The organism is Massilia endophytica (genome assembly GCF_021165955.1).
GTDB classification, from domain to species: domain Bacteria; phylum Pseudomonadota; class Gammaproteobacteria; order Burkholderiales; family Burkholderiaceae_D; genus Rugamonas; species Rugamonas endophytica.
In genome coordinates this window covers 1,297,418-1,324,381 of sequence record NZ_CP088952.1, presented here as the reverse complement: position 1 = coordinate 1,324,381, position 26,964 = coordinate 1,297,418, and the positions used below count along the sequence as shown (strand labels likewise).

Below are 26,964 nucleotides of genomic sequence, written 5' to 3'. Positions count from 1 at the left end.
CCGGTATGGAAACCAAGTGGCTGGAAGACTTCATCTCCCTCGTTGAAACGAACAATTTCAGCCGCTCCGCGCAGCTGCGGCATGTGACCCAGCCAGCCTTCTCGCGCCGCATCCAGTCGCTGGAAAACTGGCTGGGCACGGATCTCGTGGACCGCACCTCCTACCCCACCCGCATCACCCCGGCGGGTCTGGTGTTCTACGAACAGGCCCTGGAGATGCTGGGCCAGATCAACGGCGTGCGCGAACTGCTGCGCAACAGGCGCGCCGCCGCCCAGACCAGCATCGACCTCGCGGTGCCGCATACGCTCTCGCTCACCTTCGTGCCGAAGTGGCTCACGGCCCTCGAACAGCAGTTCGCTCCCATCAACAGCCGCCTGATGGCGCTCAATGTGCACGACGCCGTGCTGCAGCTGGTGGAAGGCGGCTGCGACCTGCTGCTCTGCTACCACCATCCGCGCCAGCCCGTGCAGCTCGATCCGGGCCGCTACGACATGCTGGTGATGGGCCATGAGGCATTGCGCGCCTACGCCCGCTGCGACAAGTCGCGCGAGCCCGAATTCGTGCTGCCGGGACGGAAGAACGCGCCCCTGCCCTTCCTCTCCTATACGCACAGCGCCTATCTCGCGCGCATGGTGGACCTCATCCTGCACGACGCCAAACCCTCCCTGCACCTGGAAACCCACTACGAGACCGACATGGCCGAAGGCCTGAAGATGATGGCGCTTGAAGGCCGCGGCATCGCCTTCCTGCCCGAATCGGCCGTAACGCGCGAGGTGAAATCGAAGCTGCTGGCGCGCGCCGACAACGGCAACGACCAGTGGACCATCGAAATGGAAATCCGCCTCTACCGGGAGCGGCCTTCCGCGCAGCGGCCGGGCAAGCCGGTGGTCGCGAAACTCTGGGATTTCCTGGTTATGCAAAATTTGCATAGTTAGATGCGCACACGGCATTGGCCGCCGCACAGGCCTCGGGACTATGATTCGCGCCATCCAAACACCGCGAATCAGGAGTCACACAATGACCAGCCACGCACTGCCTTCCTACCTCAACGCCGACGATCTCGGACCATGGGGCCAGTACCTGAAACAAATCGACCGCGTCACCCCTCACCTCGGCAGCCTGTCGCGCTGGGTGGAAACGCTGAAGCGTCCGAAGCGCATCCTGACCGTTGACGTGCCGATCGAGCGCGACGACGGCACCATCGCCCACTTCGAAGGCTATCGCGTACAGCACAACATGTCGCGCGGTCCAGGCAAGGGCGGCGTGCGCTTCCACCAGGACGTGACCCTGTCCGAAGTGATGGCCCTTTCCGCATGGATGACGGTGAAGAACGCAGCGGTAAACGTGCCTTACGGCGGCGCCAAGGGCGGCATCCGCGTCGACCCGAAGACCCTGTCGCGTGGCGAACTGCAGCGCCTGACCCGCCGCTACACCAGCGAGATCAGCCTGATCATCGGCCCGACCAAGGACATTCCGGCGCCGGACGTGAACACCAACGAGCAGGTGATGGCCTGGATGATGGACTCCTACGCCATGATCGAAGGTAACCTCTCCACCGGCGTGGTGACCGGCAAGCCGATTTCCCTGGGCGGCTCCCTGGGCCGCCGCGAAGCCACCGGCCGCGGCGTGTTCGTGGTGGGCCGCGAAGCCGCCGCCAAGCGCGGCGTGGCGATCGCCGGCGCACGCGTTGCCGTGCAGGGGTTCGGCAATGTGGGCGGCGTGGCCGCAACCATGTTCGCTGAAGCGGGCTCCAAAGTCATCGCCGTGCAGGATCACACCGGCACGGTGGTGAACCAGGGCGGCCTGGATGTGGCCCTGCTGCACAAGCACGTGGCCGAAGCGGGCGGCGTGGCCGGCTTCCCTGGCGCGGAACAGACGCTGGACCGCGATTCCTTCTGGGGCATCGAGTCCGACATCCTGATTCCGGCAGCGCTGGAACAGCAGATCACGGCCGCCAACGCGCCGAAGATCCGCACCAAGATTATCCTGGAAGGCGCCAACGGCCCGACCACGCCGGAAGCGGACGACATCCTGAATGACAAGGACATCCTGATCGTGCCGGACGTGCTGGCCAACGCGGGCGGCGTGACCGTGTCCTACTTCGAGTGGGTGCAGGACTTCTCCAGCTTCTTCTGGAGCGAGGACGAGATCAACGCCCGCCTGACCCGCATCATGCAGGACGCCTTCAACGCCGTGTGGGACGTGTCGCAGGAGAAGAAAGTCTCCCTGCGCACCGCCACCTTCATCCTCGCCTGCACCCGCGTGCTGCAGGCGCGCGAAGTGCGCGGCCTGTACCCCTAAGACAGAGGGGACAGACCCCGTACGGGGTCCGTCCCCTCTGCCTCCCACTCCGCGGTAGCATTCCCCGCAGCAGTCTCAAGCTTGGTATCATGCGCGCTTGGCCGGCACAACCGGCCAGCCAATTCATATACCGGAGATACCCAATGACTCTACGACTGCTGGTACTGGGCGCCCTTGCGGCTGCCGGCACCGCCATGGCCGCGCCGCGCGGACTGACTATCGAAGACCTGGCAAGCATGGACCGCGCAGGTTCCGTCGCCCTGTCGCCCGATGCATCGCGCCTGGTCTACACCGTGCGCTCCACCAATATGGAGAAAAACCGGGGCAATACCCAGCTCTGGATGATCGACCTGCGCAATCCGAAGGCCGCTCCGCAACAGCTCACCCAGCACGACGCCTCCGCCACCGATCCCGAATGGTCGGCCAGCGGCGACGCCATCTACTTCCTCTCCGGCCGTTCCGGTTCCTCGCAGCTGTGGCGCCTGCCGATGTCCGGCGGCGAAGCAGTGCGCGTGAGCGACACGCCGGTGGATATCGAAAGCTTCCACGTGTCCCCCAAGGGCGACCGTGTTGCCATGACCTTCTCCGTCTTCCGCGACTGCCCCGATCTCGCCTGCACCAAAAAGCGCACCGAAACGAAGAACAAGGCCAGCGGCAAGCTGTATGACAGCCTGTTCGTGCGCCACTGGGATACCTGGGCCGACGGCCGCCGCAATGTGCTGTACAGCGCCCCCATCGACAGCAAGGGCCGCGTGGGCGCCATGCCGGTGAGCCTGAGCGGCAGCATCGACGGCGACGTGCCGTCCAAGCCATTCGGCGACGCGGGCGAGTACAGTTTCAGCCCGGACGGCAAGAGCATCGTGTTCTCCGTACGCGCTGCTGGCAAGAGCGAATCCTGGTCTACCAACTTCGACCTGTATGAAGTGAGCGCCGAAGGCGGCGCCGCGCCGCGCAACCTGACGGCGGAAAATCCGGCCTGGGACACCAAGCCGAAGTTCTCCCCGGACGGCAAAACCCTCGCCTATCTGGCCATGAAGCGCCCCGGCTTCGAGGCCGACCGCTTCCACCTGGTGCTGCTGGACCTGGCCACCGGCAAGAAACGCGTCGTGGCCGAACAGTGGGACCGTTCGATTGCGGACATGCGCTGGCGCCCTGACGGCAAGGCCATCCTCGCCACCGCCGACGACATCGGCCAGCACCGCCTGTTCTCCATCGACGTCAACAGCGGCAAGGTGAACGCCCTGACCGAGAAAGGCTATGTCGCCGATTTCGACATGAAGCGCGACACCATCGTCATGGCGCAGGCCAGCCTGGGCTCCGGCGCGCAGGTCTTCCGCCTGAACGGCGGCAAGCAGGAGCAGCTCACCCAGCTCAATGCCGAGCGCCTGAAGGACGTGCGCATGGGCGAGTACGAGCAGTTCTCCTTCGCCGGTGCAAACGGCGAAACCGTATACGGCCATGTAATGAAGCCCTGGAATGCGGAACCGGGCAAGAAGTATCCGGTGGCCTTCCTGGTGCACGGCGGCCCGCAGGGCAGCTTCGGCAATTCCTGGAGCTACCGCTGGAATCCGCAGGTGTACGCTGGCGCAGGCTATGCCACCGTCTTCATCGACTTCCACGGCTCCACCGGCTACGGCCAGGCCTTCACCGATTCCATCAGCGGCGACTGGGGCGGCAAGCCACTGGAAGACCTGCAGAAGGGCCTCGCCGCAGCCACGCAGAAGTTCCCATGGCTGGACCGCGAGCGGAGCTGCGCACTCGGCGCCTCCTACGGCGGCTTCATGATGAACTGGATCGCCGGTAACTGGAACGACGGCTTCAAGTGCCTGGTCAACCACGACGGCGTATTCGACCAGCGCGGCATGGCCTACTCCACCGAGGAGCTGTGGTTTACCGAATGGGAAAACGGCGGCACCTACTTCGACAAGGCCGAAGCCTACGAGAAATTCAATCCGGTGAACTTCGTTTCGAAATGGAAGACGCCGATGCTCGTCGTGCAGGGCGACCTGGACTTCCGCATCCCCACCGCGCAGGCCCTCGGCACCTTCACCGCGCTTCAGCGCCGCGGCATCGAGAGCAAGCTGCTGGTGTTCCCGGACGAGAACCACTGGGTCCTCAAGCCCGCCAACTCGATCATGTGGCACCACACCGTGATCGGCTGGCTGGACCAGCACCTGAAGAAGTAATCTCCTAGCGGTTCCAGGCGCAAGTCCTGAAGCCGCAGAAAATGTCGTCGCGCTCCGGCATGAAGAAGTTACGGAACTTCGCGGAGCCGAAGCGCGACGGCGTCGCAAACGAAGCGCCCCGCAGCACCTGGTGGGTTCCGAACCAGGGCTGCGAATACTCCCTGTAGCGGTCCGGCGAAAAGCCCGGATACGGCTCGAACGGCGACGCCGTCCACTCCCACAACTGCCCCCAGCGGAAGGCCGGATGGCCTGACAGCGCCGCATATTCCCATTCAGCCTCCGTCGCCAGCCGCCTGCCCGCCCAGGCGCAATAGGCCTGGGCCTCGTACAGCGTGATATGGCGCACCGGCTCGTGGGCGGCCAGCGTCATGAGCTGGCCGAAACGCATGGTGTGCCACTGGTTGCCGTCACGCTCCCAATAGCGCGGTGCGGAGCGTTCCTGGCGCATCAGCCAGTCCGCCCCGCTCAGGCTCCAGAACTGGCGGTTATCGTAGCCGCCGTCCGCGATGAAGTCCGCAAACTGCGCATTCGTCACCAGCGTGGAATCCATGCGGAACGGCGGCACGTAGCAGGAATGCGCGAACTTCTCGTTGTCGAACATGAAGCCCCCCGTGTCGGCGGCACTGCCCAGGTGCAGCGTTCCGCCGGGGAAGGCGATTTCGGAAGGCGTGCTGTAATCCTGCTCGTCGTGCGTGAGCTGAATGGGCGCCTGCAGGCCCAGAGTCTGCAGGCTGTAGAGGAAGGCTTCGCCGTGCATGTCCTCATGGGCCAGCACGAGGCGATAGGGATAGAGCGCCTCGTCCACGCTGGCCTCGCGCGACAGTTTGTCCAGTACACGGTCCAGCACTTCATGGCAGTAGGTCTTCACGCCGCCGGTGCTGGGCAGGTCCAGCGTCCAGCGGTTCCGGTGCGGCACCGTGTTCGAATCGAACCAGTCATCTCCCTTGGTCAGCAGCGAATTGCCCACCGCATCGGCCGGATGGCTGGACGCCGCTTCGCGCAGCACGAACCACTCCGCGAACCACGCAGTATGGCCCAGCTCCCACAGAGGCGGATTCACGATGCGCAGCTGAGGGACGCGCAGGGGCGAGTCCAGGCCCGCATCGGCGAAGTAATCGAACAGGCGGAGCGTATAATGCCGCGCATCCTGCAGGGCTTCTGCCAGCTGCTGCGTGCGCGCGGTACGGAAGGAGACATTGTTGGTGGCCATGCAGCGATTGTAGCCATTTTTAGGGGTGACACAGCAGTGTACAAGCCTACAATTTGTATCATCAGTCCGGCGACGGCGGAAGCCAACAATGGCAACTGGCATACCGCCAGCCGCTGGGCACAGATGCTGGCCGCCCGCCACAGCGTGCGCATTGCGGGCAGTTGGGCGCCCGGCGACGAGGTTCCGGACCTGCTGATCGCGCTGCACGCCCGCCGCTCCGCCGCGCCGCTGGCAGCCTTCCGTGCCGCGCATCCCGACCGCCCCGCCATCCTGGTACTGACCGGCACGGACCTCTACCGCGACATCCATTGCGACAACAGCGCCCAGGCCTCGCTGCAGCATGCGGATGCGCTGGTGGTTCTGCAGGAAGCGGGGCTGGCCGAGCTTCCTCCCGCGCTGCGGGTGAAAGCGCACGTCATATACCAGTCCGCCCCCGCCCTCCCCCCAGCCCCCGATGCCGGACCAGCTATTGTGATGATTGGCCACCTGCGCGAGGAGAAGGACCCGCTGACCTTCATGCGCGCCGCGGCGCTGGCGCCGGATGTGCCGATGCTGCATATCGGCGGGGCGCTGGACGAGGCCCTCGCCGCCGAAGCGCGCGCCGCGCAGGCCAGGCTGCCGAACTACCGCTGGCTGGGCAATGTGCCGCACGACGAAGCCCGGCAGCAGCTGCGGACCAGCCGCGCGATGGCAATCTGCTCGCGCATGGAAGGCGGCGCCAACGTCATCATCGAAGCGGTGACCAGCGGTGTGCCGGTGCTGGCCAGCGACATCTCCGGCAACCGCGGGATGCTGGGTGAAGACTATGAAGGCTATTTCCCGCTCGGCGACGCTGCTGCACTGGCAGCACTGATCGGCCGCATCGGCGCCGACCCGGCCTTCCTGGAACGCCTGCGCGGGCAGTGCGCCGCCCGAGCTCCGCTCTTCGCCCCCGAGGCCGAGCAGGCAGCCCTGCTCGATCTGGTGGATAATCTGATTTTCCGGCGCGGCTCGCCCGCCATCAACTGAGAACAACCGATATGAGCAACGACGCTATCAAACTCACCTCCTTCTCCCATGGCGGCGGCTGCGGCTGCAAGATTGCGCCCGGCGTGCTGTCCGAAATCCTGAAGAATTCCAACGGCTTCCCGGTGCCGAAAGAGCTGCTGGTGGGGATCGAGACCGCCGACGACGCGGCCGTCTACAAGCTCAATGAGGAGCAGGCCCTGATCGCGACGACGGACTTCTTCATGCCCATCGTGGACGATCCCTTCGACTTCGGCCGCATCGCCGCCACCAATGCGATCTCGGATGTCTACGCCATGGGCGGCACGCCCATCATGGCGCTGGCCCTGGTTGGCATGCCGGTCAACAAGCTGCCCATCGAAACGATCGGCCAGATCATCAAGGGCGGCGAATCCATTTGCGCCGAGGCGGGCATTCCCATCGCCGGCGGCCACACCATCGATTCCGTGGAGCCGATCTACGGCCTGGTGGTGATGGGGCTCGTGCATCCATCGAAGGTGAAGCGCAATGCGGACGCGAAGGCGGGCGACGTGCTCATTCTCGGCAAGCCGCTGGGCGTTGGCGTGCTCTCCGCCGCGCTGAAGAAGAACGTGCTGGGCGCCGAGGGCTATGCCGCGATGATCGAAAACACCACCAAGCTGAATAAGCCTGGCAAGGCGCTGTCCGAACTGCCTGGCGTGCACGCGCTGACCGACGTCACCGGCTTCGGCCTGCTGGGCCACCTGCTGGAACTGGCGCGCGGCGCGGGCCTGACGGCGCGCCTGAACATGTCGCAGATTCCCCTGCTGCCCGGCGTCGAGCAGCTGGCGCACGACGGCTTCTTCACCGGCGCCTCCGGCCGCAACTGGGAAGCCTATGGCAAGGACGTGCAGCTCTCGCCGAACGTCACGCCGACACAGCACACGCTGCTGACCGACCCCCAGACCTCGGGCGGCCTGCTGGTCTCCTGCGATCCTTCCGCCGTGGACGAAGTGCTCGCCCTCTTCGCCCGCGAAGGCTTCACCCACGCCGCCGTCATCGGCGAAATGGCCGCCGGCGAAGCCCGCGTCCAGGTCGCCGCGTAAGCCATCCCAAGCCGTGAGCTGGTTTGCGCCAGCTCACGCACCACTTTCCCCAGCCGGCCCACAATGGACCGGCCATGACTGCCTATCCCAACGCCATCAAGCGACTACCTCTCCGCAACAGCGGCGGCTTCGCTCCTGTTCACATCTGCCCACAGTCGGCCAGCCATCGGGCTTACTGGCAGGCGCACGTGCGACCGATTGTGGATACCCTTTACCACCACGATGTGCCCGGGCGCAGCGATGCCTACGTTAGGGCGGACGTGGGTTGGAGCTGGGAGCAAATTCATTCCTTCGCAACCGCACATAATCGAGTGCAACTCATTCGCGCACAGCCAGACGCTCTTAGCAGCGACTGTGCCTTACTGATGAATGGGCTGCCAATTGGAATGATGGCCTTTGTTCCGCGCTTCAATTGCCGCCTCCAGGCACGGAAGGCAGCCAGGACGCTGATCTGGTATGTGAGTGCGGCACCGCCGGAATTCTACTGGCGCAAGCGCCTAACACAACCGAAGGGAGTTGCCCTCGCGCTGATAGACCTTGCCATACAAAACGGCATCATTGGGGGCGAAAGCGACGGCCTTCTGCTACGTGCCGATCCTTCTGGAGGTGAAGCATTACGCCAGTTTTACGGCATCAGGTGTCAGATGGCTGCCGTGTCCGCAGACTCGGGCCCCATTTCTCCTCTCCGGCGGTGGCACGTGGGAGAATATTTTTACATGAGCCCCACGGCCGCAAGGATCTTCTCATGCCAGTTCGATCATTTGCGCCAGTTCTGAAAGCGCTTATACTGAATCAACCTAGGGAGAACGCCATGGACTTCGAAGTCGAGCCAGTTTCTATGGAAGTGTTCTGCAAAGTCATGGGCAACATTTCTGGACGGTATTTCAATCCCGACAATGAGGCGGACTGCCTTGCTGCTGCCGATCTGTTTGAGGAAATGTGCGGGGACCTGGACCGGGAGATGGCCATGGGCGCCCGCTTCGCAGAGGAAGCCGAGCGCAGCGCCCGCAACGGCATTCCACCAATGTAATTTTTCTCTTGACAAGCCCAAACGAGCTCCCTTACATTGATGTAATGTTCTCGCATCTGCACCTATCCGCTTTCCTGCTAAGCGCCCTATCCAAGGCGCCACTACTAGCACGCGCCTGATTTTCCCGCTGTACCCGCAGTACCCTGCGTCGGCCACAAGCCGGCCAAGTCCCCAAAATCCAGGAAAGATTGCACCGATGTTGACGACGGCTTCCCGCCTGCTGCTTACTCAAGCCCTATCGCTATCGCTAGCGACCGGTTGCCTGGTCTAGCGCCCGTGGCCCATCAGGCAGCCCTTCGCCACACGCAATCCGGCGCTCCTTCCGCGCCGCCCGAATTTCCGAAAATTTTGAAGACTTCAGGAGTCCACCATGATGTTGCAGAACCCTGCCGCGAAATACCGCGCCTATCCCACCGTACAACTCACCGACCGTCGCTGGCCGAACAACACCATCAGCAAGCCGCCCATCTGGATGAGTACCGACCTGCGTGACGGCAACCAGGCCCTGATCGAGCCGATGAGCGTGGAGAAGAAGCTGCGCTTCTTCGAACTGCTGATCCAGGTGGGCCTGAAGGAAATCGAGGTGGGCTTCCCTTCCGCGTCGCAGACGGACTTCGACTTCGTGCGCAAGCTGATCGAAGAGGACCGCATCCCGGACGACGTGACCATCATCGTGCTGACCCAGTCGCGCGAAGAGCTGATCCGCCGCACGGTGGAGTCCTGCATCGGCGCCAAGCAGGCCACGGTGCACTTGTATAACTCGGTGGCCCCCGTGTTCCGCAAGGTGGTGTTCGGCATGTCGCGCGAGGAGATCACCAGTATCGCCACCACGGGCACGAAGCTGGTGAAGGAACTGCTGTCCCAGCACCCGGAAACCGACTGGACCTTCGAGTACACGCCGGAATCCTTCTCCACCACGGAGCTGGACTTCTCGAAGCATATCTGCGACGCAGTCTCCGCCATCTGGCAGCCGACGCCGGACAAGAAGATGATCATCAACCTCCCCGCGACGGTGGAATGCAGCACCCCGAACGTGTACGCGGACCAGATCGAATGGATGTCGCGCAAGCTGGAGCGCCGCGACTCCATCATCATCAGCGTGCACCCGCACAATGACCGCGGTACCGGCATCGCCGCCGCCGAACTGGCCGTGATGGCGGGCGCCGAGCGCGTGGAAGGCTGCCTGTTCGGCAACGGCGAACGCACCGGCAACGTGGACCTGGTGACGCTCGCCCTGAACCTGTACACCCAGGGCGTGCATCCCGGCCTGGATTTCTCCGATATCGACTCCGTGCGCAAGGTGGTCGAGGAATGCAACCAGCTGCCCGTGCATCCGCGCCACCCCTATGTGGGCGACCTGGTCTTCACCGCCTTCTCCGGCTCGCACCAGGACGCGATCAAGAAGGGCTTCGCCAAGCAGCAGCCGAACGCGATCTGGGAGATTCCCTACCTGCCGATCGACCCGGCCGACCTTGGCCGCAGCTACGATGCGGTGATCCGCGTGAACAGCCAGTCCGGCAAGGGCGGCATGGCCTACCTGCTGGAACAGGACTACGGCCTGGTGCTGCCGCGCCGCCTGCAGATCGAGTTCAGCCGCGCCGTGCAGAAAGTGGCCGACCAGACGGGCCTGGAAATCACCTCGCAAGGCATCTACGACATCTTCGAAAGCGAATACCTGGCGCAGACTTCGCCTTACGCCTACGGCTCGCACAAGATGGTGGAAGACACCAGCAGCGACGAGCCGGTGCAGATCGATATCGCCCTGCTGCACCGCCAGGCGCCGATGTCGCTGCAAGGCGGCGGCAATGGTCCCATCGACGCCTTCGTGGACGCGCTGGGCCTGGACATCAAGCTGATGGACTACCACGAGCACGCCATCGGCCACGGCGCCAACGCCAAGGCGGCCTGCTACGTGGAACTGCGCCTGGACAACGGCCCCACCCTGTTCGGCGCGGGCATCGACAGCAATATCGTCACGGCCTCGTTCAAGGCGGTATTGAGCGCGGTGAACCGCCATTTGCACCAGCGCGTAGCCGCAGTGGCCGAACACGCCACAGCCTGACTGCAGCCCCGGCAGGGATATTTTGTCCCTGCCGCTTCCAAAAAGCAGTGTACTTCTTGTATCATTATGTTTCCAAATTGAAACTATTGATATGAAAGTTACTCTGCATGGCAAATAGCGCCCCAATCATCAGCGTCGACAGCCGCACTGGCTCCGTACACGGCTTTGACCGCGGCGATACTAAGGGGATAGCAGAGGCGACTATCCTCCCGGACGGGTCGGTTTTCGGCGTAGGGGGCGTTTTCCTCTACAAGCTTACTGCCGATGGAAAGCTGGCGCCCACTCTCGACGTGGACGGCACTGATTTCGCGGCACCGCCCACGGGGGCCTTTTTCGAGTTCGGTAGCGTCGTTCGGCTGGCTGACGGCAGATACCTCGTCGCTGGTGCCGACCAGCCTTTGCCCGTGCAATACCCAGCCTTGGAAACGCGGCTGTTCGTTGCGCGATTGAACGCTGACGGCAGTTACGACGAGAGCTTTGCCCAAGGCAGCAGCGAAGCCACGACGACGCTGAAAGGCCAAGTCCGCGTGCAGGACATCACGGTGCTCGATGACGGCAAGATTCTTACTCTTGCGGACCTGCGCGAGCTGGACGGCAACGGCGAAGCCACGAACCGGCATCAGGTTGCGCTGCAACGGCTGCTACCCGACGGTACCCCGGACGCCAGCTTTGGCAGCAACGGCGTTATCCTCAGCGCCGCACACAACGCCAAGCCGATGGCGATGAGTATCCAGTCGGACGGCAAAATTGTCGTGGCTGGCGCCCAGCCCGATGCTTCCGGCATCGACAAGTTCGTGGTCTACCGCTTCCGCGCCGATGGCAGCCTGGATACCGGATTCGGCACCGGCGGCGCTGTCAAACCGGTCTTCCCTTCCCCTTACTACAACGGCGGCGACTCCTATGCCAGCGCAGTAGCCATACAGGCGGACGGCAAGATCATCGTGGTTGGCAAAACGCCGCTCCTGCTTAAGGATTTCAGCTCCTGGTCGGAGACGGCAGTGATGCGCTTCAATGCGAACGGCTCGCTCGACACTTCATTCGGGACAGGCGGCATGCAGTTCGTGCGCGTACGTCCCGATGGCGGCACCTGGACGCCATCTGGTACAGACTTTGTGTCGAATGACGTTTCCTCCGTAATAGTCACCGAGGATGGAGGCATATTCATCGGCGGCACCAGCGCGAAGAACACGATAGCATTGGGAGGCTACGCGCCCCAGTTCGCCGTCACGAAACTCAAAGCCAATGGCAGCCTGGATACCAGTTTCGGCAACAAGGGTATTGCGACCACGAATTTCGGCGCCGGCGCACGCGCGATTGCGAAGGACATGCTAATCGATCACGCGGGACGCATCACCGTCGTGGGCGATCTGATACTTGCGGACGGCACCTTTACGGCAGGCGTCGCGCGCCTTAACCCGGACGGCAGTCCCGACATGACTTTTGGCTCCGCCAGCTCCGCGCCGGGCAGCACTGCCGTGATCGCCCAATCGTATCCAGATCAATTCATTGCCCCATCGATGACCGTCAGCGATGCCGACCTGGCCCTGACGGGCCGCTACGAGGGCGCGAGCGTCACCCTGGCTCGGCACGGCGGCGCCAATACTGCCGACCTCTTTGGGACCGGCGGTGCGCTGCGCTTCCTGGATGGGACGGCATACGTGGATGGCGTGGCGGTGGGCAGTGTTACCAATGCCGATGGCAAGCTGAAGATCGACTTCAACACGAATGCCACTGCCGCGCTGATCAACAAGACACTGCAGTCGATCACGTATCAGCACGCAACACTTTCCCAGACCGGGACTGTTGCCGTCGACTGGACCTTCAGCGACGGCAACAAGGGCGCTCAGGGCGACGGCGGGCCACTGGAGGCAGGCATTACAACCCAACTGACACTGCGTGCTGCCGATGGCCAATATTGGATCGACGCCATGCTGCCGCAGGCTGCCGGCCAGTCGAATGCGCAGCTCCGCGACAGCTATCGCAGCTATTTTGGCGCCACCCCTTCGGTCTATGTGCAGTATCCACAGGGCGATAACGGCACGGTCTTGCCCGAGGAGCAGAAAGCGCTTGTGGCGCTCGCGTTGAGCGAACTCAGCAAAGTTAGCGGCATCAAGCTGGCTGCCACAGGAGGCTCCAGCAATGTGCTGACAATCCGGCCAAGCGCCAACCTTGAGGATGGCAGCGGCGCCGCCACGCCGCCTGGCAGCAAAGGAAGCAATGTCTACCTCTCTGCGGAGGCCAACTACGAAACGGTGCTGCGGGAACTGGCTTTCGCACTGGGATTGAAGCTGGCGAATGGCCCGTCGGGGACCGGCGCCGTGCTGCCGCAAGCGGACCTCTCTGCTGGCGCAACGGTGCTTGGCGATCACACCATCGGGCTCGGCCATCTGGGCGACCTCGATATCGCTGCCCTCCAGTACCTGTACGGGGTCGGCGCGGGCAGCCGTTCAGGGGATGATACCTACCTGCTGGACAGTACCCACAGCAATTTCATCTGGGATGGCGCAGGCAACGACACCATCAGCGCCGCAGGCCAGGAACTTGACCTGTTCCTGCACCTGACAGCCGGCAACTGGGACTATCTCGGCACACGGCAATCCGCAATCACGGCCGCGGGCCAGCTCACGATCAACCATGGCACCAGCATCGAGAACGCCATCGGCGGCAAGGGTAACGACCAGATCATCGGCAGCGCCGCGAACAACAGTCTTTCCGGCGGCTCGGGCAATGACCGTCTGCAGGGTCTGGGGGGCAACGACGTGCTCAACGGCGGAGAAGGCCTCGATACGGCCATCTACGAAGGCAATCGCGCCGCAACGACGCTCGTGCGCTCTGCCAATGGCTTTACCGTGAAAGGGCCGGAGGGCACTGATCAATTGACCGGAGTCGAGCGCGTCCAGTTCTCCGACATGAGCGTGGCGCTCGACATCGATGGCAACGCAGGCCAGATCTATCGGCTGTATCAGGCTGTTTTCAACCGTGCCCCTGATCTCGCCGGGATGGGCTTCTGGTTGTATCGAAAAGAAAATGGACAAAGCCTGGAGAGCATTGCGAACGCGTTCATCACGTCGGCCGAGTTCACAAGGCTGTATGGAGATGCTGCCGACGCGAAAACGATCCTGACCAAGCTGTATCAGTATGCATTGCACCGGGAGCCTGATGCCGCAGGATTCAACCACTGGATGGGCAAGCTGGAAAGCGGTGCAACCTCTTATGAACAGCTGGTCATCTCCTTCAGCGAGAGCGCAGAAAATCAGGCCCAGGTCATCGGGTCGATCCAGAACGGCATCAACTACACGCCGTTCGGCTAGCAGCGCGCGAGGCGGATCCCCGTGAACTGCCAGCGCGCGCCGGAGGGGAAGAAGTTGCGGTAGCTCGCCCGCGCATGTCCGGCGGGCGTGGCGCAGGACGAGCCGCGCAGCACGTACTGGTTCACCATGAACTTGCCGTTGTATTCCCCGATGGCGCCTTCCGCCGGTTTGAAGCCGGGGTAAGGCGCGTAGCTGCTGCTGGTCCATTGCCAGCAGTGGCCGAACAGCTGCTTCAGCCTGCCCTCTTCTCCCGACACCGGCTCACCCGGATGCGGCAGCCCGGCCGCCGTGGCAACGCCGCGTTCGCGCCTTGCCGCCAGCTCCCACTCCGCTTCCGTGGGCAGGCGCGCGCCCGCCCAGTTGGCGTAGGCGTCCGCCTCGTACATGGAGATGTGCGTGACGGGACGCTCCGGGTCCAGCGCCTGCTGGCCCATCAGCGTAAATTCTTCCGCGCCCCGCCAGTACAGGGGCGCTTCAATGCCCTGTGCGCGAATCCAGTCCCAGCCCTCTGCCAGCCAGAGCGCGGGATTGCGGTAGCCGCCGTCCTCGATGAAGGCGCGGTACTCGCGGTTCGTCACGAGCCGCGATGCAAGACTGAACGGCGCCACGTACTGCGGATGGCGCGGCAGCTCGTTGTCGAAGCAGAAGCCGCCGCCCTCATATCCGATTTCGCCCATGCCGCCTTCATAGGGCAGCCAGACCAGTTGCGAGGCCGCGGGCGCGGGCGGCAGCGCCGTTTCGAGATAAGCGGGCTGCATGGCGTTCTGCGCCAGCAGGTGCTTCACATCCGTGAGCATCAGCTCCTGGTGCTGCTGCTCGTGTTCCAGCCCCAGGGTGACGAGGGCGCAGAGCTGGGCGCGCGCCGCGCCGTCCGCCGGGCCGCCCAGCAGCGCGGCGATGCGCGCATCGACATTGGCGCGGTACTCGCGCACCTGCGCCAACGAAGGCCGCGTCAGCAACCCGCGCTGGGGGCGCGGGTGCTTGTCGCCCACGCCGTTGTAATAGGAGTTGAACAGCACCCGGAAGGCGGGATGGAAAGGTTTGAAGCCCTGTTCCATGCGTTCGAGGATAAAGGTCTCGAAGAACCAGGTGGTATGCGCCAGGTGCCATTTGATGGGGCTCGCATCCGGCATGGACTGCGCGCCGCAGTCTTCGTCCGACAGCGGCGCGGCAATGGCCAGGGACTGCTGGCGTACCGACTGAAAACGTGCGGCCCAGAGGCCGGAATCGTGCATGTGCATGGCAGTCAGGCGTTGCAGGCACGCGCATGGAAGACGGCGAACCAGCCCGCATCGTCGGTCCACACGGCATCGGTTTCGAAGCCCGCCTCGCGCAGCAGCTCGCTGAAGCCATCGCGCGTGTACTTGTAGCTGTCCTCGGTGTGGATGCGTTCGCCGCGCGCGAAATGGCGCTCGCCGCCCTGCCAGCGCACCGCGTGCGCGCAGCGCGCTTCCAGGTGCATTTCGATGCGGCTGTCGTCCGTGTTGAAGAAGGCCACGTGCTGCCATAGGCGCACGTCGAAGTCCGCGCCCAGCAGGTGGTTCAGGTGGCGCAGCATGTTCAGGTTGAAGGCGGCCGTGACGCCGATGGCGTCGTCATAAGCCGCATCCAGCACGGCGCTGTCCTTGATGAGATCCACGCCGATCAGCAGGCCGCCGTCGGCCGGGCAGTTCTCCCGAACCTGGCGCAGGAAGGCGATTGCCTGGTGCGGCGCGAAGTTGCCGATGGAGGAGCCGGGATAGAAGAAGGTGCGCGCCTCGCTGCGCACGCTCGTGGGCAGCATGAAGCGGCCGGAGAGATCCAGGGCCAGGGCCTCCATCTGGATTTGGGGAAAGCGCTGGCGCAGGCGGCTCACGGCCTCGTTGAGGAAGTCGCGCGAGATGTCGATAGGAACGTACTGTTTCGGTTCCAGCAAGGGAAACAGGCTGGCGGCCTTGGCGCAATTGCCCGCCCCCAGGTCGATGAGCGTGCCGCGCCGGCCCACGCACTCGGCCATCTCGGCCCCATGGCGGGCGAAGATCGCCGCTTCCGTCCTTGTGGGATAATACTCGGGCAATTCGCAGATGGCCTCGAACAGCTTCGATCCGAGACTGTCGTACAGGTATTTTGGCGAAACGCTGGCCCTGCTTGCAAGCAGGCCCGCAGTAAGTTCGGCAACGGTGGCGAAATCGCCATGCGCGGTGCCGATTGGCTGATCGGTAGGCTCAGGCGAAATGACGCGAATCGCCGCGTTGCGGGTCATGGGCATAGGGGCTCCAGTAGCGTTTTTGCTATTATCATATCTGATTACTGGTTTTCAGGTTTTCGGTCCCACAGCGGTGCTCCGTGCGCCGCTCAACAATACTTTCAACAAGAAAAACGTCCAAACATGTCCTTCTCCCCGCTTCGACTCGTCAAATCCCTGATCGCCGCCGGCATGGTGCTGGCTTCCGCCCAAGCCTTCCCGCAGCAGGTGCTGCGCGTATCCGCCATTCCGGACGAAGCGCCCACCGAACTTCAGCGCAAGTTCAAGCCCCTCGGCGAGTACCTGGAAAAGAAACTGGGCATGAAGGTCGAGTTCACCCCGGTAACCGATTACGCAGCCTCCGTCGAAGGCCTCGTGAACCACAAGCTGGACATGGTGTGGTTCGGCGGCTTCACCTTCATCCAGGCCAAGGACCGCAGCAAGGGCCAGGTGGTGCCCCTGGTGCAGCGCGTGGAAGACGAGAAGTTCCGTTCCGTCTTCATCACCACTTCGCCTTCCATCAACAGCCTGAACGACCTGAAAGGCAAGACCCTGAGCTTCGGCTCCGAGTCCTCCACCTCCGGCCACCTGATGCCGCGCTCCTTCCTGCTGGCGGCAAAGATCGATCCGGACAGCGACCTGAAACGCATCGCCTTCTCCGGCGCGCACGACGCTACCGTGGCTGCCGTTGCAGGCGGCAAGGTGGATGCGGGCGCCCTCAATATCTCCGTGTGGGAGAAGCTGGTGGGCGAGAAGAAGGTCGACACCAAGGCCGTGCGCGTGTTCTACACCACGCCCGCGTATTACGACTACAACTGGACCGTGCGCGCCGACATGCCCGCTGAGCTGAAGAAGAAGATCACCGATGCCTTCCTGGCCCTGGACAGCAGCACGCCTGAAGGCAAGGCCATTCTGGACCTGCAGCGCGCCAGCAAGTTCATTCCCACCAAGGCCGAGAACTACACCGCCATCGAGGCGGCTGCGAAGAACGCGGGCCTGCTGAAGAAGTAATCGATGACAGAAGCCAGCAACGGCGCAGCCACCGTCTATCGCCTGGAGGGCCTTTCGGCCCGCCACCAGGGCGGCACGCGCGCCCATGCCCTGCATGACATCGGCCTGCATGTCGCGGAAGGCGAGCAGATTGCCCTGATCGGCCCCTCCGGCGCGGGCAAGACGACCCTGCTGGCGACCCTGGCCTGTTCCCACCAGCCGGACAGCGGAAAGCTGGAGGCCTTTGGCGTCCAGCCCTGGTCCCTGGGTGACTACGAGCGCCATGCCCTGCGCGCCCAGCTTTTCCTCGCCCCGCAGACCCCGCCCCTCCCGCCGCGCCAGCGCGTGGTGACGGCGGTGCTGGCCGCGCGCCTGCCGCAATGGAGCCTGTGGCGCTCCCTGGTCTCGCTGGTAAAGCCCGCGGACCCCGAGGCCGCCTACCGTGCCCTCGCCCGTTTCAATCTGGGCGACAAACTGTATTCGCGCGTGGACCGCCTGTCCGGCGGCGAGCGCCAGCGCTGCGGGCTGGCCCGCCTGCTGCTGTCCTCCGCGCGCGCCCTGCTGGTGGACGAGCCGCTTTCCGCCCTCGATCCGGCGCTGTCCCACCTCACCTTGACCACGCTGCAGCAGGAAGCTGCCGCCCGCAAGGCGGCGCTCATATGCAGCCTGCACCAGGTCGACCTGGCGCTGGCCAGCTTCCCGCGCATCGTGGCGCTCAAGGAGGGCCGTGTGGTCTTCGACCTGCCGCGCGAGCAGGTCACGCCCGCCATGATCGACGAGCTTTACCTGGGCGAGAACCCGCCCGCGAACTCCGAGCATCCGCACGAAACGCCGGGCCGCCTGGCCGTCGGCGCCTGCCTGTAAGGCCGCATGCATAACGTTCCCGCAGTTCCCTACTCCGAACGCCATCCCGATCCCGCCTGGCGCGGACGGGTGGCCTGGACGGTGCTTGCCATCGCCCTGCTCTGGCCCATGGTGGTGGCCAGCGAGTTCAAACCGTTTTCCCTGTTCGACCTGCAAAGCCTGGCGGCGGCCGGACAGTTCCTCGCCGGTTTTGTCCCGCCTGCGCATTCGCCGGAATTCCTCCAGCTGCTGCTGCGGGAAACCTGGCAGACCGTCGCCATCGCCACTTCCGGGCTGGCCCTGGCCCTGCTGGGCGCCATCCCCGCCACGCTGATCGTGACCGAGCGGCTCTCCATCTCGCGCCTGGGCAAGGGCCGCATCGCCCTGCCGGGACGCCTGTTGCGGCAGGCCGTGCGCTGGCTGCTCATCGTCCTGCGCAGCGTGCCGGAACTGGTGTGGGCGCTGCTCTTCGTCCGCATCATCGGCCTGGGACCGACGGCGGGCGTGCTGGCCATCGCCCTCACCTATTCGGGCATGCTGGGCAAGGTCTATGCCGAAATTCTGGAATCGTCCGAGCGCCATGCGAGCGATACGCTGCTGGCCAACGGCAGCGGGCGCCTCGCCGCCCTGTTCTACGGGGCGCTGCCCGAGGCGGGGTCCGAGCTCGTGTCCTACACCATGTACCGCTGGGAGTGCGCTATCCGCGGCTCGGTGGTCATGGGCTTCGTCGGCGCGGGAGGCCTGGGCCAGCGCATGGATGAATCGATGAAGATGCTGGCGGGGAGCGAGGTGTGCTCCATGCTGATCGTGTTCGTGCTGCTCGTGGCGCTTGCCGATGCCGTTTCCAAACTGCTGCGGAGGAAGCTGGGATGATGCCCGCACCGCCCGCCCGCAGCTGGACCGCGCCCTTGATGGGCCTTGTGCTGCTGGCCCTGGTCGCCGCCAGCTTCGCCAGCTTGCCCCTGCATTTTGCCGCCCTCTTCTCGCTCGACGCAGTAACTAGCGTGCGCGAATTCCTGGCCGGCTTCGCGCCGCCGGAGCTGGGCAGCGGCTTCCTGCGCAAGACCGGACTGGCCGCCATCGAAACCCTGTCCATGTCCGCCCTCGGCACCCTGCTTGCCGTGGCAGGCGGTATCCTGCTGGCGATTCCCGCGGCGGGCCGCTTCGGCCGCGCAGCACGCGGCGCAGTACGCGCCGTGCTCAATGTGCTGCGTTCGATTCCCGAACTGGTGTGGGCCTCGGTGCTGCTGATTGCAGCCGGTCTCGGTCCCTTCGCGGGCACGCTGGCCCTGGCCGCGCATACGGCGGGTGTGCTGGGCCGCCTCTTCGCGGACGCGCTGGAGAACGCTGAGCCTCTGCCCGAGCGCAGCCTGCGCATCAACGGCGCAGCGCCCATGGCCGCCTTCCTCTACGCCACGCTGCCCCAGACCTTGCCGCAGATGCTCTCCTACACGCTTTACCGCTGGGAGAACAATATCCGCGCGGCCGCCATCCTCGGCGTGGTGGGCGCGGGCGGCCTGGGGCAGATGCTGAAGTACCATCTTTCCCTGTTCCAGATGCAGAAGGCGGCCACGGTCATCGTCGCCATGCTGCTGCTGGTGGCCCTGGTCGATGCACTGAGCTTCGCGCTGCGCCGCGCGCTCACCCGCTGACATGCTGGAACTGCGCAATCTCTCCAAGTCCTATGGCGGCAAGCCGGTGCTGGGGCATCTCTCGCACCGCTTCGAGGCCGGCGAATTCGTGGCCATCATGGGTGATTCGGGGGTGGGCAAATCCACGCTGCTCAATCTCATCGCAGGACTGGACCATCCGGATGCGAACGGCGAGGCGCCCATTCTGGTCGACGGCATCGCCATGTCCTCATTGGACGACGACGCCGCCACACGCCTGCGCCGCAAGCGCATGGGCTTCATTTTCCAGGCCTTCCACGTGCTGCCGCATTTGAACCTGCTGCAGAACGTGGCGCTGCCGCTGCTGCTCAACGGCCTGCCGCAGCAGCGCGCGGCGGAGATGCTGGCTGCCGTGGGCCTGGGCGGCCGCGAAAACGATTATCCGCAGCAGCTCTCGGGCGGCGAAATGCAGCGCGTGGCCATTGCCCGCGCCCTCGTGCACAGGCCCGCCCTCGTGCTGGCGGACGAGCCCACCGGCAACCTCGATCCCGATACCGCCCATCAGGTTCTGCTGCTTTTGCAACAAGAGATCCGCGCCAACGGGGCCTGCACCATCATGGTGACTCATTCAGCCTCAGCCGCAGCCATGGCGGATCGTACGCTCATCCTCACACGGGACGGTTTGCAGACTGCGCCATCCGTCAAGCCTCTCGCGCAATAAACCCGCATTATTTTTAGCGCCCGCGCGCGCAAATATCTCTGGCCGTAGTATAGTTTAGATAACTTGCTTTGTTATCAAGCATGCTTTTATTTCACTTTATCAAGTCATCCTGATATCTCTTCGCGGCGTGCAACTTTTAAGGGAGGAGCAAATGAGCGTACGGCAGAAGAAACTCGAATTGATCGAAGCGATGAACCGTGCCAGGGCGCTGGAGCCGTCGAGCTTTGTCCCAAACAAGCTGCTGGACACCCTCATCGAGCGCATGAACCTGAAAAACGATGCGGAGCTGTGCCGGGTGCTGGAAGTTCAACCGCCCATCATCAGCAAGATCCGCCACCGCAAGCTCGCAGTGGGCGCCACCATTTTGCTGCGCATGCATGAGAAGTCGGACATGAGCATCAAGGAGCTCAAGGAGCTCTCCTCCGAATCGGTGCACTGAGCGGCGCGCTCTCCTTCCCTTACGCCGCCGCTGGCAGCGGCGTATCTCCCATGCCGTAGTGGCGTGCATAGCGCGCGTCCAGCTTGGCCAGCGGCATCAGCAGGAACAGATCGGCACTTTCGAAATCCGGGTCCCAGGCAGGTTCGCCGCAGATCCAGGCCCCCGAACGCATATAGCCCTTCAGCAGCGGCGGAATCTGTGGCGACACGGACGGCGCCAGCTTCTGGAAGGGGAACGGCAGGTGGGGCGTGACGCGGTATTCGGCCGGGGCCAGATGCGTGCGGCGCAGCTGTTCGTAGACCGCCACCGCATTGTGTCCGCCATCCGCAAGGCTGATGCTGGCGCAGCCTGCCAGATGGTCGCAGCGCTGGCGGCGCATATATTCCGCCAGGCCGGACCAGAGCAGCATGATCACGCTGCCGCCGCGGTAGTCCGGATGGATGCAGGCGCGGCCCGCTTCCACCATGCGTCCGCGCAGATGATTCAGCCGCCCCAGGTCGAATTCGTTCTCGGAATAGACGCGGCCCAGGCGGCGCGCGCCTTCGGGGCTGAGCAGGCGGTAGGTGCCCACCACGCGCAGGCTGTCCGATTCGCGCACGATCAGGTGGTCGCAGAAGGCGTCGAACTCGTCGCAGTCCAGGCCATCGGCCCGCTGCAGGGAGGACAGGCCCATGGCCTCGATGAAGACCTTGTAGCGCAGGCGCTGCACCTCGCGCAGTTCGTCCGGCGTGCTGGCCATGCTGAGCACCAGCCGCGCGGGCGCGGCCTTGAGTGTCGTCTGTTCGGTCAGGATTGGCATGCTTTGTCCTTGGAGTGGAGACAAAGCAAGCCTAGCCTTCTATTGCTTCACGGCCATGACAGCGGCATGTCCGTTCGATGACATCAGGCCTTCTTCGGGCGCCCCGTCTTCAGCTGGGGCAGCGAAGCCAGCACGCTTTGCAGGGTGGCCATGTCGATCTGGCTGATCAGGGCGACGCCGATGCGCAGCAGCTCGCTCTTCTTGATTTCGAAACCGGCCTTCAGGCAGGCCTTCTTCACCTGTCCCAGCACGGCGTATTCCGCCTCCGGCATGGTGAAGCTGTCGCGCACCAGCTTTTCCTTGCGCGGTTTTTCCTTCAGCACGTCCGAAGCCTTTTCCGCCGGACGGGCCTTTGCGGGCTTGGCGGCTTTCACGGGCTTGGGCGCCTTGGCGGGAGCGGCGGCCTTGGCGGCGGGACGGGCAGCGGCCTTCACGGGCGCCTTCGGCGCCGCTTTCGCTGCAGGCTTGGCTGCGGCCCTGGCGGCAGGTTTGACGGCGGCTTTCGCGGCGGGTTTGGCGGCAGCCTTCGCGGCTGGCTTGGTGGTCTTGGCGATGGGCATGGACGTTCCTTCCTGATTCAATAATATAAACAATATATACTATTTTCCGGAAAGAACGCCGAGTATTACAAAATTTCACACCTCTTCCGCGTCGCGGAACTCCTGCGCAATCTGGGCGAAGCGCTGTTCGATTTCCATGAAGGCATCCAGCATGTCGGGGTCGAAGTGGCTTCCCCTGCCCTTGCGCATGATGCTCAGGGCTTCCTCGTGGCTGAAGGCGGGCTTGTAGACGCGCTTCGTGATGAGGGCGTCGTAGACATCGGCCACCGCCATCAGGCGCGCCGATACGGGAATGGCGTCGCCGCTCAGGTTCTCGGGATAGCCGGAGCCATCCCACTTCTCCTGGTGCGACTGGGCGATCTCCCGCGCGTAGGTCAGGAAGGAGTTGGTGCCGCCCAGGTGCTTCTCCACCTGGCGGATGGTGTCGCCACCATATTCGGCGTGCAGCTTCATGATCTCGAATTCATCCCTGTCCAGGCGGCCCGGCTTGTGCAGGATGCGGTCGGGGATGCCCACCTTGCCGATGTCGTGCAGCGGCGCGGACTTGTACAGCAGCTCGATATTCTCTTCCGTCAGCTCGTCCGCGAAGCGCGGATGGTCCTTGAGCTTCAGCGCCAGCGCCTTCACGTAGTTCTGCGTGCGGCGGATATGGTTGCCCGTTTCGTTGTCACGCGTTTCGGCCATGGTGGCCATGGCCATGATGGTGGCGTCCTGCATGCGCGTGATCTGGCTGGTGCGTTCGGCCACCAGGGCTTCCAGGCTGCGGTTGCGGTCCGCCAGCACGCGGCGCGCCTCGCGCAGGGTGAGCTGGGTGCTCACCCGCGCGAACAGGATGGCCGGGCTGATAGGCTTGGTGAGATAGTCCACTGCGCCAAGGCCCAGGCCTTTCGCTTCGTCCTCCGGCTGGCTCCGCGCCGTGAGGAAGAGCACGGGAATTTCGCTGGTGCGCGGATCGGCCTTGATGCGGGCGCAGACCTCATAGCCGTCCATGTCCGGCATCATCACGTCCAGCAGCACCATGTCCACTTCCGGCGTGTGCTGCAGGATCTGGAGGGCGGTCGCGCCGTTGGTGGCGACCTTGGTGTTGTACTGGTCCTTCAGGAGGCTGGACAGCAGCATGATGTTGTCCGGCGTGTCATCCACGATCAGGATGGTGGGGCGTGAGGCGGGCTTGTTCATGGCGATCCGGTCTCCTGTGCCGCGGCGCGCAGCAGGCGCTGTGCCGCTTCGAACTCGTAATGCGCCATATGGGCAGCCAGCCGGTCAAGTGTGGCGGCGGGCAGCAGCGTGGCCAGCGCAGTGCGCACGCTGTCGAAGTAATCCGGGCTCTCGCCGCTGAATTCGGCCAGCAGGCGGCTCAGTTCAGCCAGCGCCTCTTCGGGGTGCACGGCCGTTTCGCCAGCAGGGGCGGCAGGCGCCGTGGCGAAGTGCTCGTCCAGCGCGGCGATGGTGTCGCCCAGGGCCGATTCCAGGGTGGCGATCATGGCGCCGGTGACGGGATCGCCGCCCGCCAGCGCGCCTTCCAGGGTTTCAGCCGCCGTTTCAGCAGCCGTGGCGCCGATATTGCCCGCCACGCCGCGCAAGGTGTGCACGCGCTTGCCCGCCGCCGCCATATTCCCTTCCGCCAGTTCGGCGCGCAGTTCGGCAGCCGTGCCGCGCTGGGAGTGGCGGAAGCGGTCCAGCAGCTGCAGATAGAGCACCGTATTGCCCGCCACATGGCGCAGCCCCCTGCCCGTATCGATGCCGTTGAACTGAGGCAGCACGCCGTTGCCCGCTGCGGGCCGCGGCTGCACGGGCGGCGCGGGCAGCAGGGCCTTGCCCAGCCAGCGCGAAAGCGTGGCGTACAGCTGCTCGGGGTCGATAGGCTTGGTGATGTAGTCCTGCATGCCTTCGGCCAGGCAGCGTTCGCGGATGTCGGCCAGGGCATGCGCCGTCATGGCCACCACGGGCAGCTCGGCGAAGCGCTCGTCGCCGCGCAGCTCGCGCGTGGCCTCGTGGCCATCCATCTCCGGCATCTCCAGGTCCATGAGCACCATGTCGAAGGCCTGCGGGCCTTCGCGGCGCAGCGTTTCCAGCGCCTCGCGGCCGTTGCCCGCGAAATCGACCTGGATGCCCTGCACCGCCATCAGCTCGGCGGCGATCTGCTGGTTGACCGGGTTGTCCTCCACCAGCAGCACGCGCGACGTGAATTGCTGGCCCGGCACGGTGATGCGCGGTTCGGTGATCTGCCTTGCGGGCGCGAACAGCGAGACCAGCGTGTCGACGAGGGCGCTCTGGCCGATGGGCTTGAACAGGAAGCCAATAAAGCCCGCCGCATCCGCCTCGCGCTGCACTTCCTCGCGGCCGAAGGCAGTCACCAGCACCATGCCGGGCGCCTGCTTCAGGTTCGCGTCCTCGCGCACCTGGCGGCAAAGCTCCACGCCGTCCATGCCCGGCATGCGCCAGTCGGTCAGCACCAGGCGGTAGGGGTCGCCCGCCATGTCGGCGGCTTTCACCATCTCCAGGGCCTGCACGCCGTCCGTGGCCGCGTCGGCGCGCAGGGGAAGCGCGCGGATCGCCTCGCGCAGCACTTCCAGCGCCACGGGGCTGTCGTCCACCAGCAGAACGCGGGCCCCGTTCAGGTCCGCGGGCACCCTGGCCTGGCGCTCGGGATGGCCCGAGAGCTGGAATTCCAGGTCGAAGTGGAAGGTCGAGCCCTTGCCCTCTTCACTGTCGACCTGGATGGCGCCGCCCATCAGGCGCACCAGCTGCTGCGAGATGGAGAGGCCGAGGCCCGTGCCGCCGTACTGGCGCGTGGTGGAGCCGTTGGCCTGGCTGAAGGCGCGGAACAGCTTGGTCTTCTGCTGCGGGGACATGCCGATGCCCGTATCGCGCACGGCAAAGCGCAGCGCCACCTTGCCCGGCGGGGCAGTACCCAGCAGGGACACGGCCAGTTCCAGCTCGCCCGAGGCCGTGAACTTGACGGCATTGTTGACGAGATTGATCAGCACCTGCCCCAGGCGCAGCGGATCGCCGCACAGGTGGCGCGGAATGGAAGGCGGCACGTTGAAGAGGTATTCGAGCTGCTTGTCCGCCGCGCGCTGGCTGGTCACGCTGGCCACGTTGGCCAGCACGTCGTCCAGGAAGAAGGGAATCTCCTCCACGTCCAGGCGGCCCGCCTCGATCTTGGAGAAGTCCAGGATGTCGTTGATGATGCCCAGCAGGGCCAGCGCCGCGCGGTGGATCTTGCTCACATAGTCGTGCTGCTTGGGCGTGAGCTCGGTGCGCAAGGCCAGGTAGGCCATGCCGATGATGGCGCTCATCGGCGTGCGGATCTCGTGGCTCATGTTGGCCAGGAATTCGGACTTGGCGATATTGGCCGCCTCCGCCATCACATTGGCCGTCACCAGCTTCTGTTCGCGCTCGCGGCGGTCGCTGATGTCGCGGATGAATGCGCAGAATTCGAAGTTGCCGTCCCCGTCCAGCTGCACGCGCGTGATGGAAAGCTCGATGGGGAACTCGCTGCCGTCCGCGCGCAGGGATTCCACTTCGATGCGGCGGTCCAGCATTTCTCCGCCGCCCGCGCCACCCGCCACATAGCGCTGCATCGCCTTGCGGTGGTCGTAGCGGTAGCGCTGCGGAATGATCAGGGTCTCGAGCTGCTGGCCCAGCGCCTCGTCGCGGCTGTAGCCGAAGATGATTTCGGCCTGGCGGTTCCAGCCCACGATGCGGCCATGGCGGTCCATGCCCACCACCGCATCGAGCGCGGTATCGACGATGGCCTGCACCTTGCGCTGGCTGTCGCGCGCCACCTGCATGGTGAGCTTGAGCTCATGCGTGCGGGCGTCGATCTTCTGTTCCAGGTCGCCGTTCAGCTCCCGCAGCTCGCTCTCTGCGTCGCGCAGCCTGGTCAGGGTGTCGCGGAAGCTGCGCACGGCGCCGGACAGGCGCCCCACCTGGTCGGCGCGCCCGATGCCGGACAGTTCGATGTCGGTCTTGCCCTGGGTGAGCTTCTCCAGCGAGCGCTGGATATCGGCAAAGGGCCGCACGGCCTTGCGGCCCACGAGGAAGATGGAGCCCACGATGGTGAGCGCGAGCAGCAGGTTCACGGCCAGGGCGTGCAGCAGGCGGCGGCGCAGCTCCATGTCCACTTCCAGGCGCGAGAAGGCCAGGTCGATGGCGCCCACGGGGTAGCTGCGGCTGCCGTCCTGGAAGCTGATGTCGCGGTGGACCACGATGGCGAGCTTGGGGTCGATGCGGGGCACGCTGAAGCTGGCCATCTCGCCGCCGTTGGGCGCCAGAACGCGCAGCATGAGCACCTCGGGGGTGCCGCGCATGGCGTCCACCACGCTCGTGATGGCCGCATTGTTGATGTCGAACAGTGGCCGCGCGAGCGCCTGCGACAGCACGGTGGCCAGGCGTTCGGAGCGCTCCTGCAGGTTCTGCTCCGCCTCCGCGCGCAGGGTGCGCACGGCATAGGTTGTGTAGGCCGCAGTGGATACGGCCACCGCGAGGAAGATGCTGACGGCAAGGCGCAGCAGGATGTCGCGCTGCCATGTATCCCGCAAGCGGGCGGTGGATGCGAGCAGGAAGGCGCCGATGCGAGTGTTCTGCAGAAAATTCAGCACGT

General features: G+C 64.7%; 22 protein-coding genes. 15 read left to right on the top strand and 7 right to left on the bottom strand.

Annotated elements, in window-relative coordinates:
• Window positions 1-5 precede the first annotated feature (5 nt).
• From LSQ66_RS06100 to LSQ66_RS06090, 3 genes are all read left to right on the top strand, one after another.
• The gene (locus LSQ66_RS06100; RefSeq protein WP_231768902.1) at window positions 6-935 is read left to right on the top strand and encodes a LysR family transcriptional regulator; all 930 of its coding nucleotides are present in this window, start codon (window positions 6-8) and stop codon (window positions 933-935) included.
• 82 nt (window positions 936-1,017) lie between these two features.
• Window positions 1,018-2,301, top strand: coding sequence for a Glu/Leu/Phe/Val family dehydrogenase (locus tag LSQ66_RS06095; RefSeq protein WP_231768901.1), 1,284 nt, complete (start codon window positions 1,018-1,020; stop codon window positions 2,299-2,301).
• Between the two features lie 143 nt (window positions 2,302-2,444).
• Window positions 2,445-4,487 carry a S9 family peptidase gene (locus LSQ66_RS06090; RefSeq protein ID WP_231768900.1) on the top strand — a complete coding sequence of 681 codons (2,043 nt, stop codon included), beginning with the start codon at window positions 2,445-2,447 and terminating at the stop codon, window positions 4,485-4,487.
• Window positions 4,488-4,491: 4 nt separating this feature from the next.
• Here LSQ66_RS06090 and senA read toward each other — a convergent pair whose 3' ends face one another.
• Window positions 4,492-5,697 (bottom strand): selenoneine synthase SenA, encoded by a 1,206-nt coding sequence (gene senA, locus LSQ66_RS06085; protein WP_231768899.1) that lies wholly within the window; start codon window positions 5,695-5,697, stop codon window positions 4,492-4,494.
• A gap of 36 nt (window positions 5,698-5,733) precedes the next feature.
• On the opposite strand from senA, the gene senB reads away from it, so the two are divergent.
• From senB to LSQ66_RS06055, 6 genes are all read left to right on the top strand, one after another.
• Window positions 5,734-6,705, top strand: a complete 972-nt coding sequence (gene senB / locus LSQ66_RS06080; RefSeq protein ID WP_231768898.1) for a selenoneine biosynthesis selenosugar synthase SenB — start codon at window positions 5,734-5,736, stop codon at window positions 6,703-6,705.
• An 11-nt stretch (window positions 6,706-6,716) separates the two neighbouring features.
• Window positions 6,717-7,766, top strand: coding sequence for a selenide, water dikinase SelD (selD, locus tag LSQ66_RS06075; protein WP_231768897.1), 1,050 nt, complete (start codon window positions 6,717-6,719; stop codon window positions 7,764-7,766).
• 74 nt (window positions 7,767-7,840) lie between these two features.
• Complete coding sequence (locus tag LSQ66_RS06070; protein WP_231768896.1) at window positions 7,841-8,542, top strand: hypothetical protein; 702 nt, start codon at window positions 7,841-7,843, stop codon at window positions 8,540-8,542.
• A 35-nt stretch (window positions 8,543-8,577) separates the two neighbouring features.
• Window positions 8,578-8,796: a hypothetical protein gene (locus LSQ66_RS06065; RefSeq protein ID WP_231768895.1), complete on the top strand. Its 219-nt coding sequence runs from the start codon at window positions 8,578-8,580 to the stop codon at window positions 8,794-8,796.
• A 370-nt stretch (window positions 8,797-9,166) separates the two neighbouring features.
• Window positions 9,167-10,858 (top strand): 2-isopropylmalate synthase, encoded by a 1,692-nt coding sequence (gene leuA, locus LSQ66_RS06060; protein WP_231768894.1) that lies wholly within the window; start codon window positions 9,167-9,169, stop codon window positions 10,856-10,858.
• A 107-nt stretch (window positions 10,859-10,965) separates the two neighbouring features.
• Window positions 10,966-14,169: a DUF4214 domain-containing protein gene (locus tag LSQ66_RS06055; protein ID WP_231768893.1), complete on the top strand. Its 3,204-nt coding sequence runs from the start codon at window positions 10,966-10,968 to the stop codon at window positions 14,167-14,169.
• Here the strand turns inward: LSQ66_RS06055 and egtB are convergent.
• Both egtB and egtD read right to left on the bottom strand, forming a co-directional pair.
• A complete protein-coding gene (gene egtB, locus LSQ66_RS06050; RefSeq protein ID WP_231768892.1) occupies window positions 14,166-15,410 on the bottom strand; it encodes an ergothioneine biosynthesis protein EgtB in 1,245 nt (414 codons plus the stop codon). The two genes, LSQ66_RS06055 and egtB, sit on opposite strands and share 4 nt — an antisense overlap.
• A 5-nt stretch (window positions 15,411-15,415) precedes the next feature.
• The gene (gene egtD / locus LSQ66_RS06045; protein ID WP_231768891.1) at window positions 15,416-16,417 is read right to left on the bottom strand and encodes an L-histidine N(alpha)-methyltransferase; all 1,002 of its coding nucleotides are present in this window, start codon (window positions 16,415-16,417) and stop codon (window positions 15,416-15,418) included.
• A gap of 120 nt (window positions 16,418-16,537) precedes the next feature.
• Between egtD and LSQ66_RS06040 the strand changes: the two genes are divergently transcribed.
• From LSQ66_RS06040 to LSQ66_RS06015, 6 genes are all read left to right on the top strand, one after another.
• A complete protein-coding gene (locus tag LSQ66_RS06040) occupies window positions 16,538-17,404 on the top strand; it encodes a putative selenate ABC transporter substrate-binding protein (protein WP_231768890.1) in 867 nt (288 codons plus the stop codon).
• 3 nt (window positions 17,405-17,407) lie between these two features.
• A complete protein-coding gene (locus LSQ66_RS06035; protein WP_231768889.1) occupies window positions 17,408-18,247 on the top strand; it encodes a phosphonate ABC transporter ATP-binding protein in 840 nt (279 codons plus the stop codon).
• Between the two features lie 6 nt (window positions 18,248-18,253).
• Window positions 18,254-19,099 (top strand): PhnE/PtxC family ABC transporter permease, encoded by an 846-nt coding sequence (locus LSQ66_RS06030; RefSeq protein WP_231768888.1) that lies wholly within the window; start codon window positions 18,254-18,256, stop codon window positions 19,097-19,099.
• Window positions 19,099-19,878: a phosphonate ABC transporter, permease protein PhnE gene (gene phnE, locus LSQ66_RS06025; protein ID WP_407659626.1), complete on the top strand. Its 780-nt coding sequence runs from the start codon at window positions 19,099-19,101 to the stop codon at window positions 19,876-19,878. The genes LSQ66_RS06030 and phnE overlap by 1 nt, the downstream gene beginning before the upstream one ends.
• Window position 19,879: 1 nt before the next feature.
• Window positions 19,880-20,557: an ABC transporter ATP-binding protein gene (locus tag LSQ66_RS06020; protein ID WP_231768886.1), complete on the top strand. Its 678-nt coding sequence runs from the start codon at window positions 19,880-19,882 to the stop codon at window positions 20,555-20,557.
• Between the two features lie 151 nt (window positions 20,558-20,708).
• On the top strand, window positions 20,709-20,996 hold the full coding sequence (locus LSQ66_RS06015) for a hypothetical protein (protein WP_231768885.1): 288 nt from the start codon (window positions 20,709-20,711) through the stop codon (window positions 20,994-20,996).
• Window positions 20,997-21,015: 19 nt separating this feature from the next.
• Here the strand turns inward: LSQ66_RS06015 and LSQ66_RS06010 are convergent, their stop codons facing one another.
• The 4 genes from LSQ66_RS06010 to LSQ66_RS05995 all read right to left on the bottom strand — a co-directional run bounded on the left by LSQ66_RS06010 (window position 21,016) and on the right by LSQ66_RS05995 (window position 26,962).
• On the bottom strand, window positions 21,016-21,795 hold the full coding sequence (locus LSQ66_RS06010) for a GNAT family N-acetyltransferase (protein ID WP_231768884.1): 780 nt from the start codon (window positions 21,793-21,795) through the stop codon (window positions 21,016-21,018).
• An 83-nt stretch (window positions 21,796-21,878) separates the two neighbouring features.
• Window positions 21,879-22,355: a hypothetical protein gene (locus tag LSQ66_RS06005; protein WP_231768883.1), complete on the bottom strand. Its 477-nt coding sequence runs from the start codon at window positions 22,353-22,355 to the stop codon at window positions 21,879-21,881.
• A gap of 75 nt (window positions 22,356-22,430) precedes the next feature.
• Window positions 22,431-23,534, bottom strand: a complete 1,104-nt coding sequence (locus LSQ66_RS06000) for an HD-GYP domain-containing protein (protein ID WP_231768882.1) — start codon at window positions 23,532-23,534, stop codon at window positions 22,431-22,433.
• On the bottom strand, window positions 23,531-26,962 hold the full coding sequence (locus LSQ66_RS05995) for a response regulator (RefSeq protein WP_231768881.1): 3,432 nt from the start codon (window positions 26,960-26,962) through the stop codon (window positions 23,531-23,533). The genes LSQ66_RS06000 and LSQ66_RS05995 overlap by 4 nt, the downstream gene beginning before the upstream one ends.
• Window positions 26,963-26,964 lie beyond the last annotated feature (2 nt).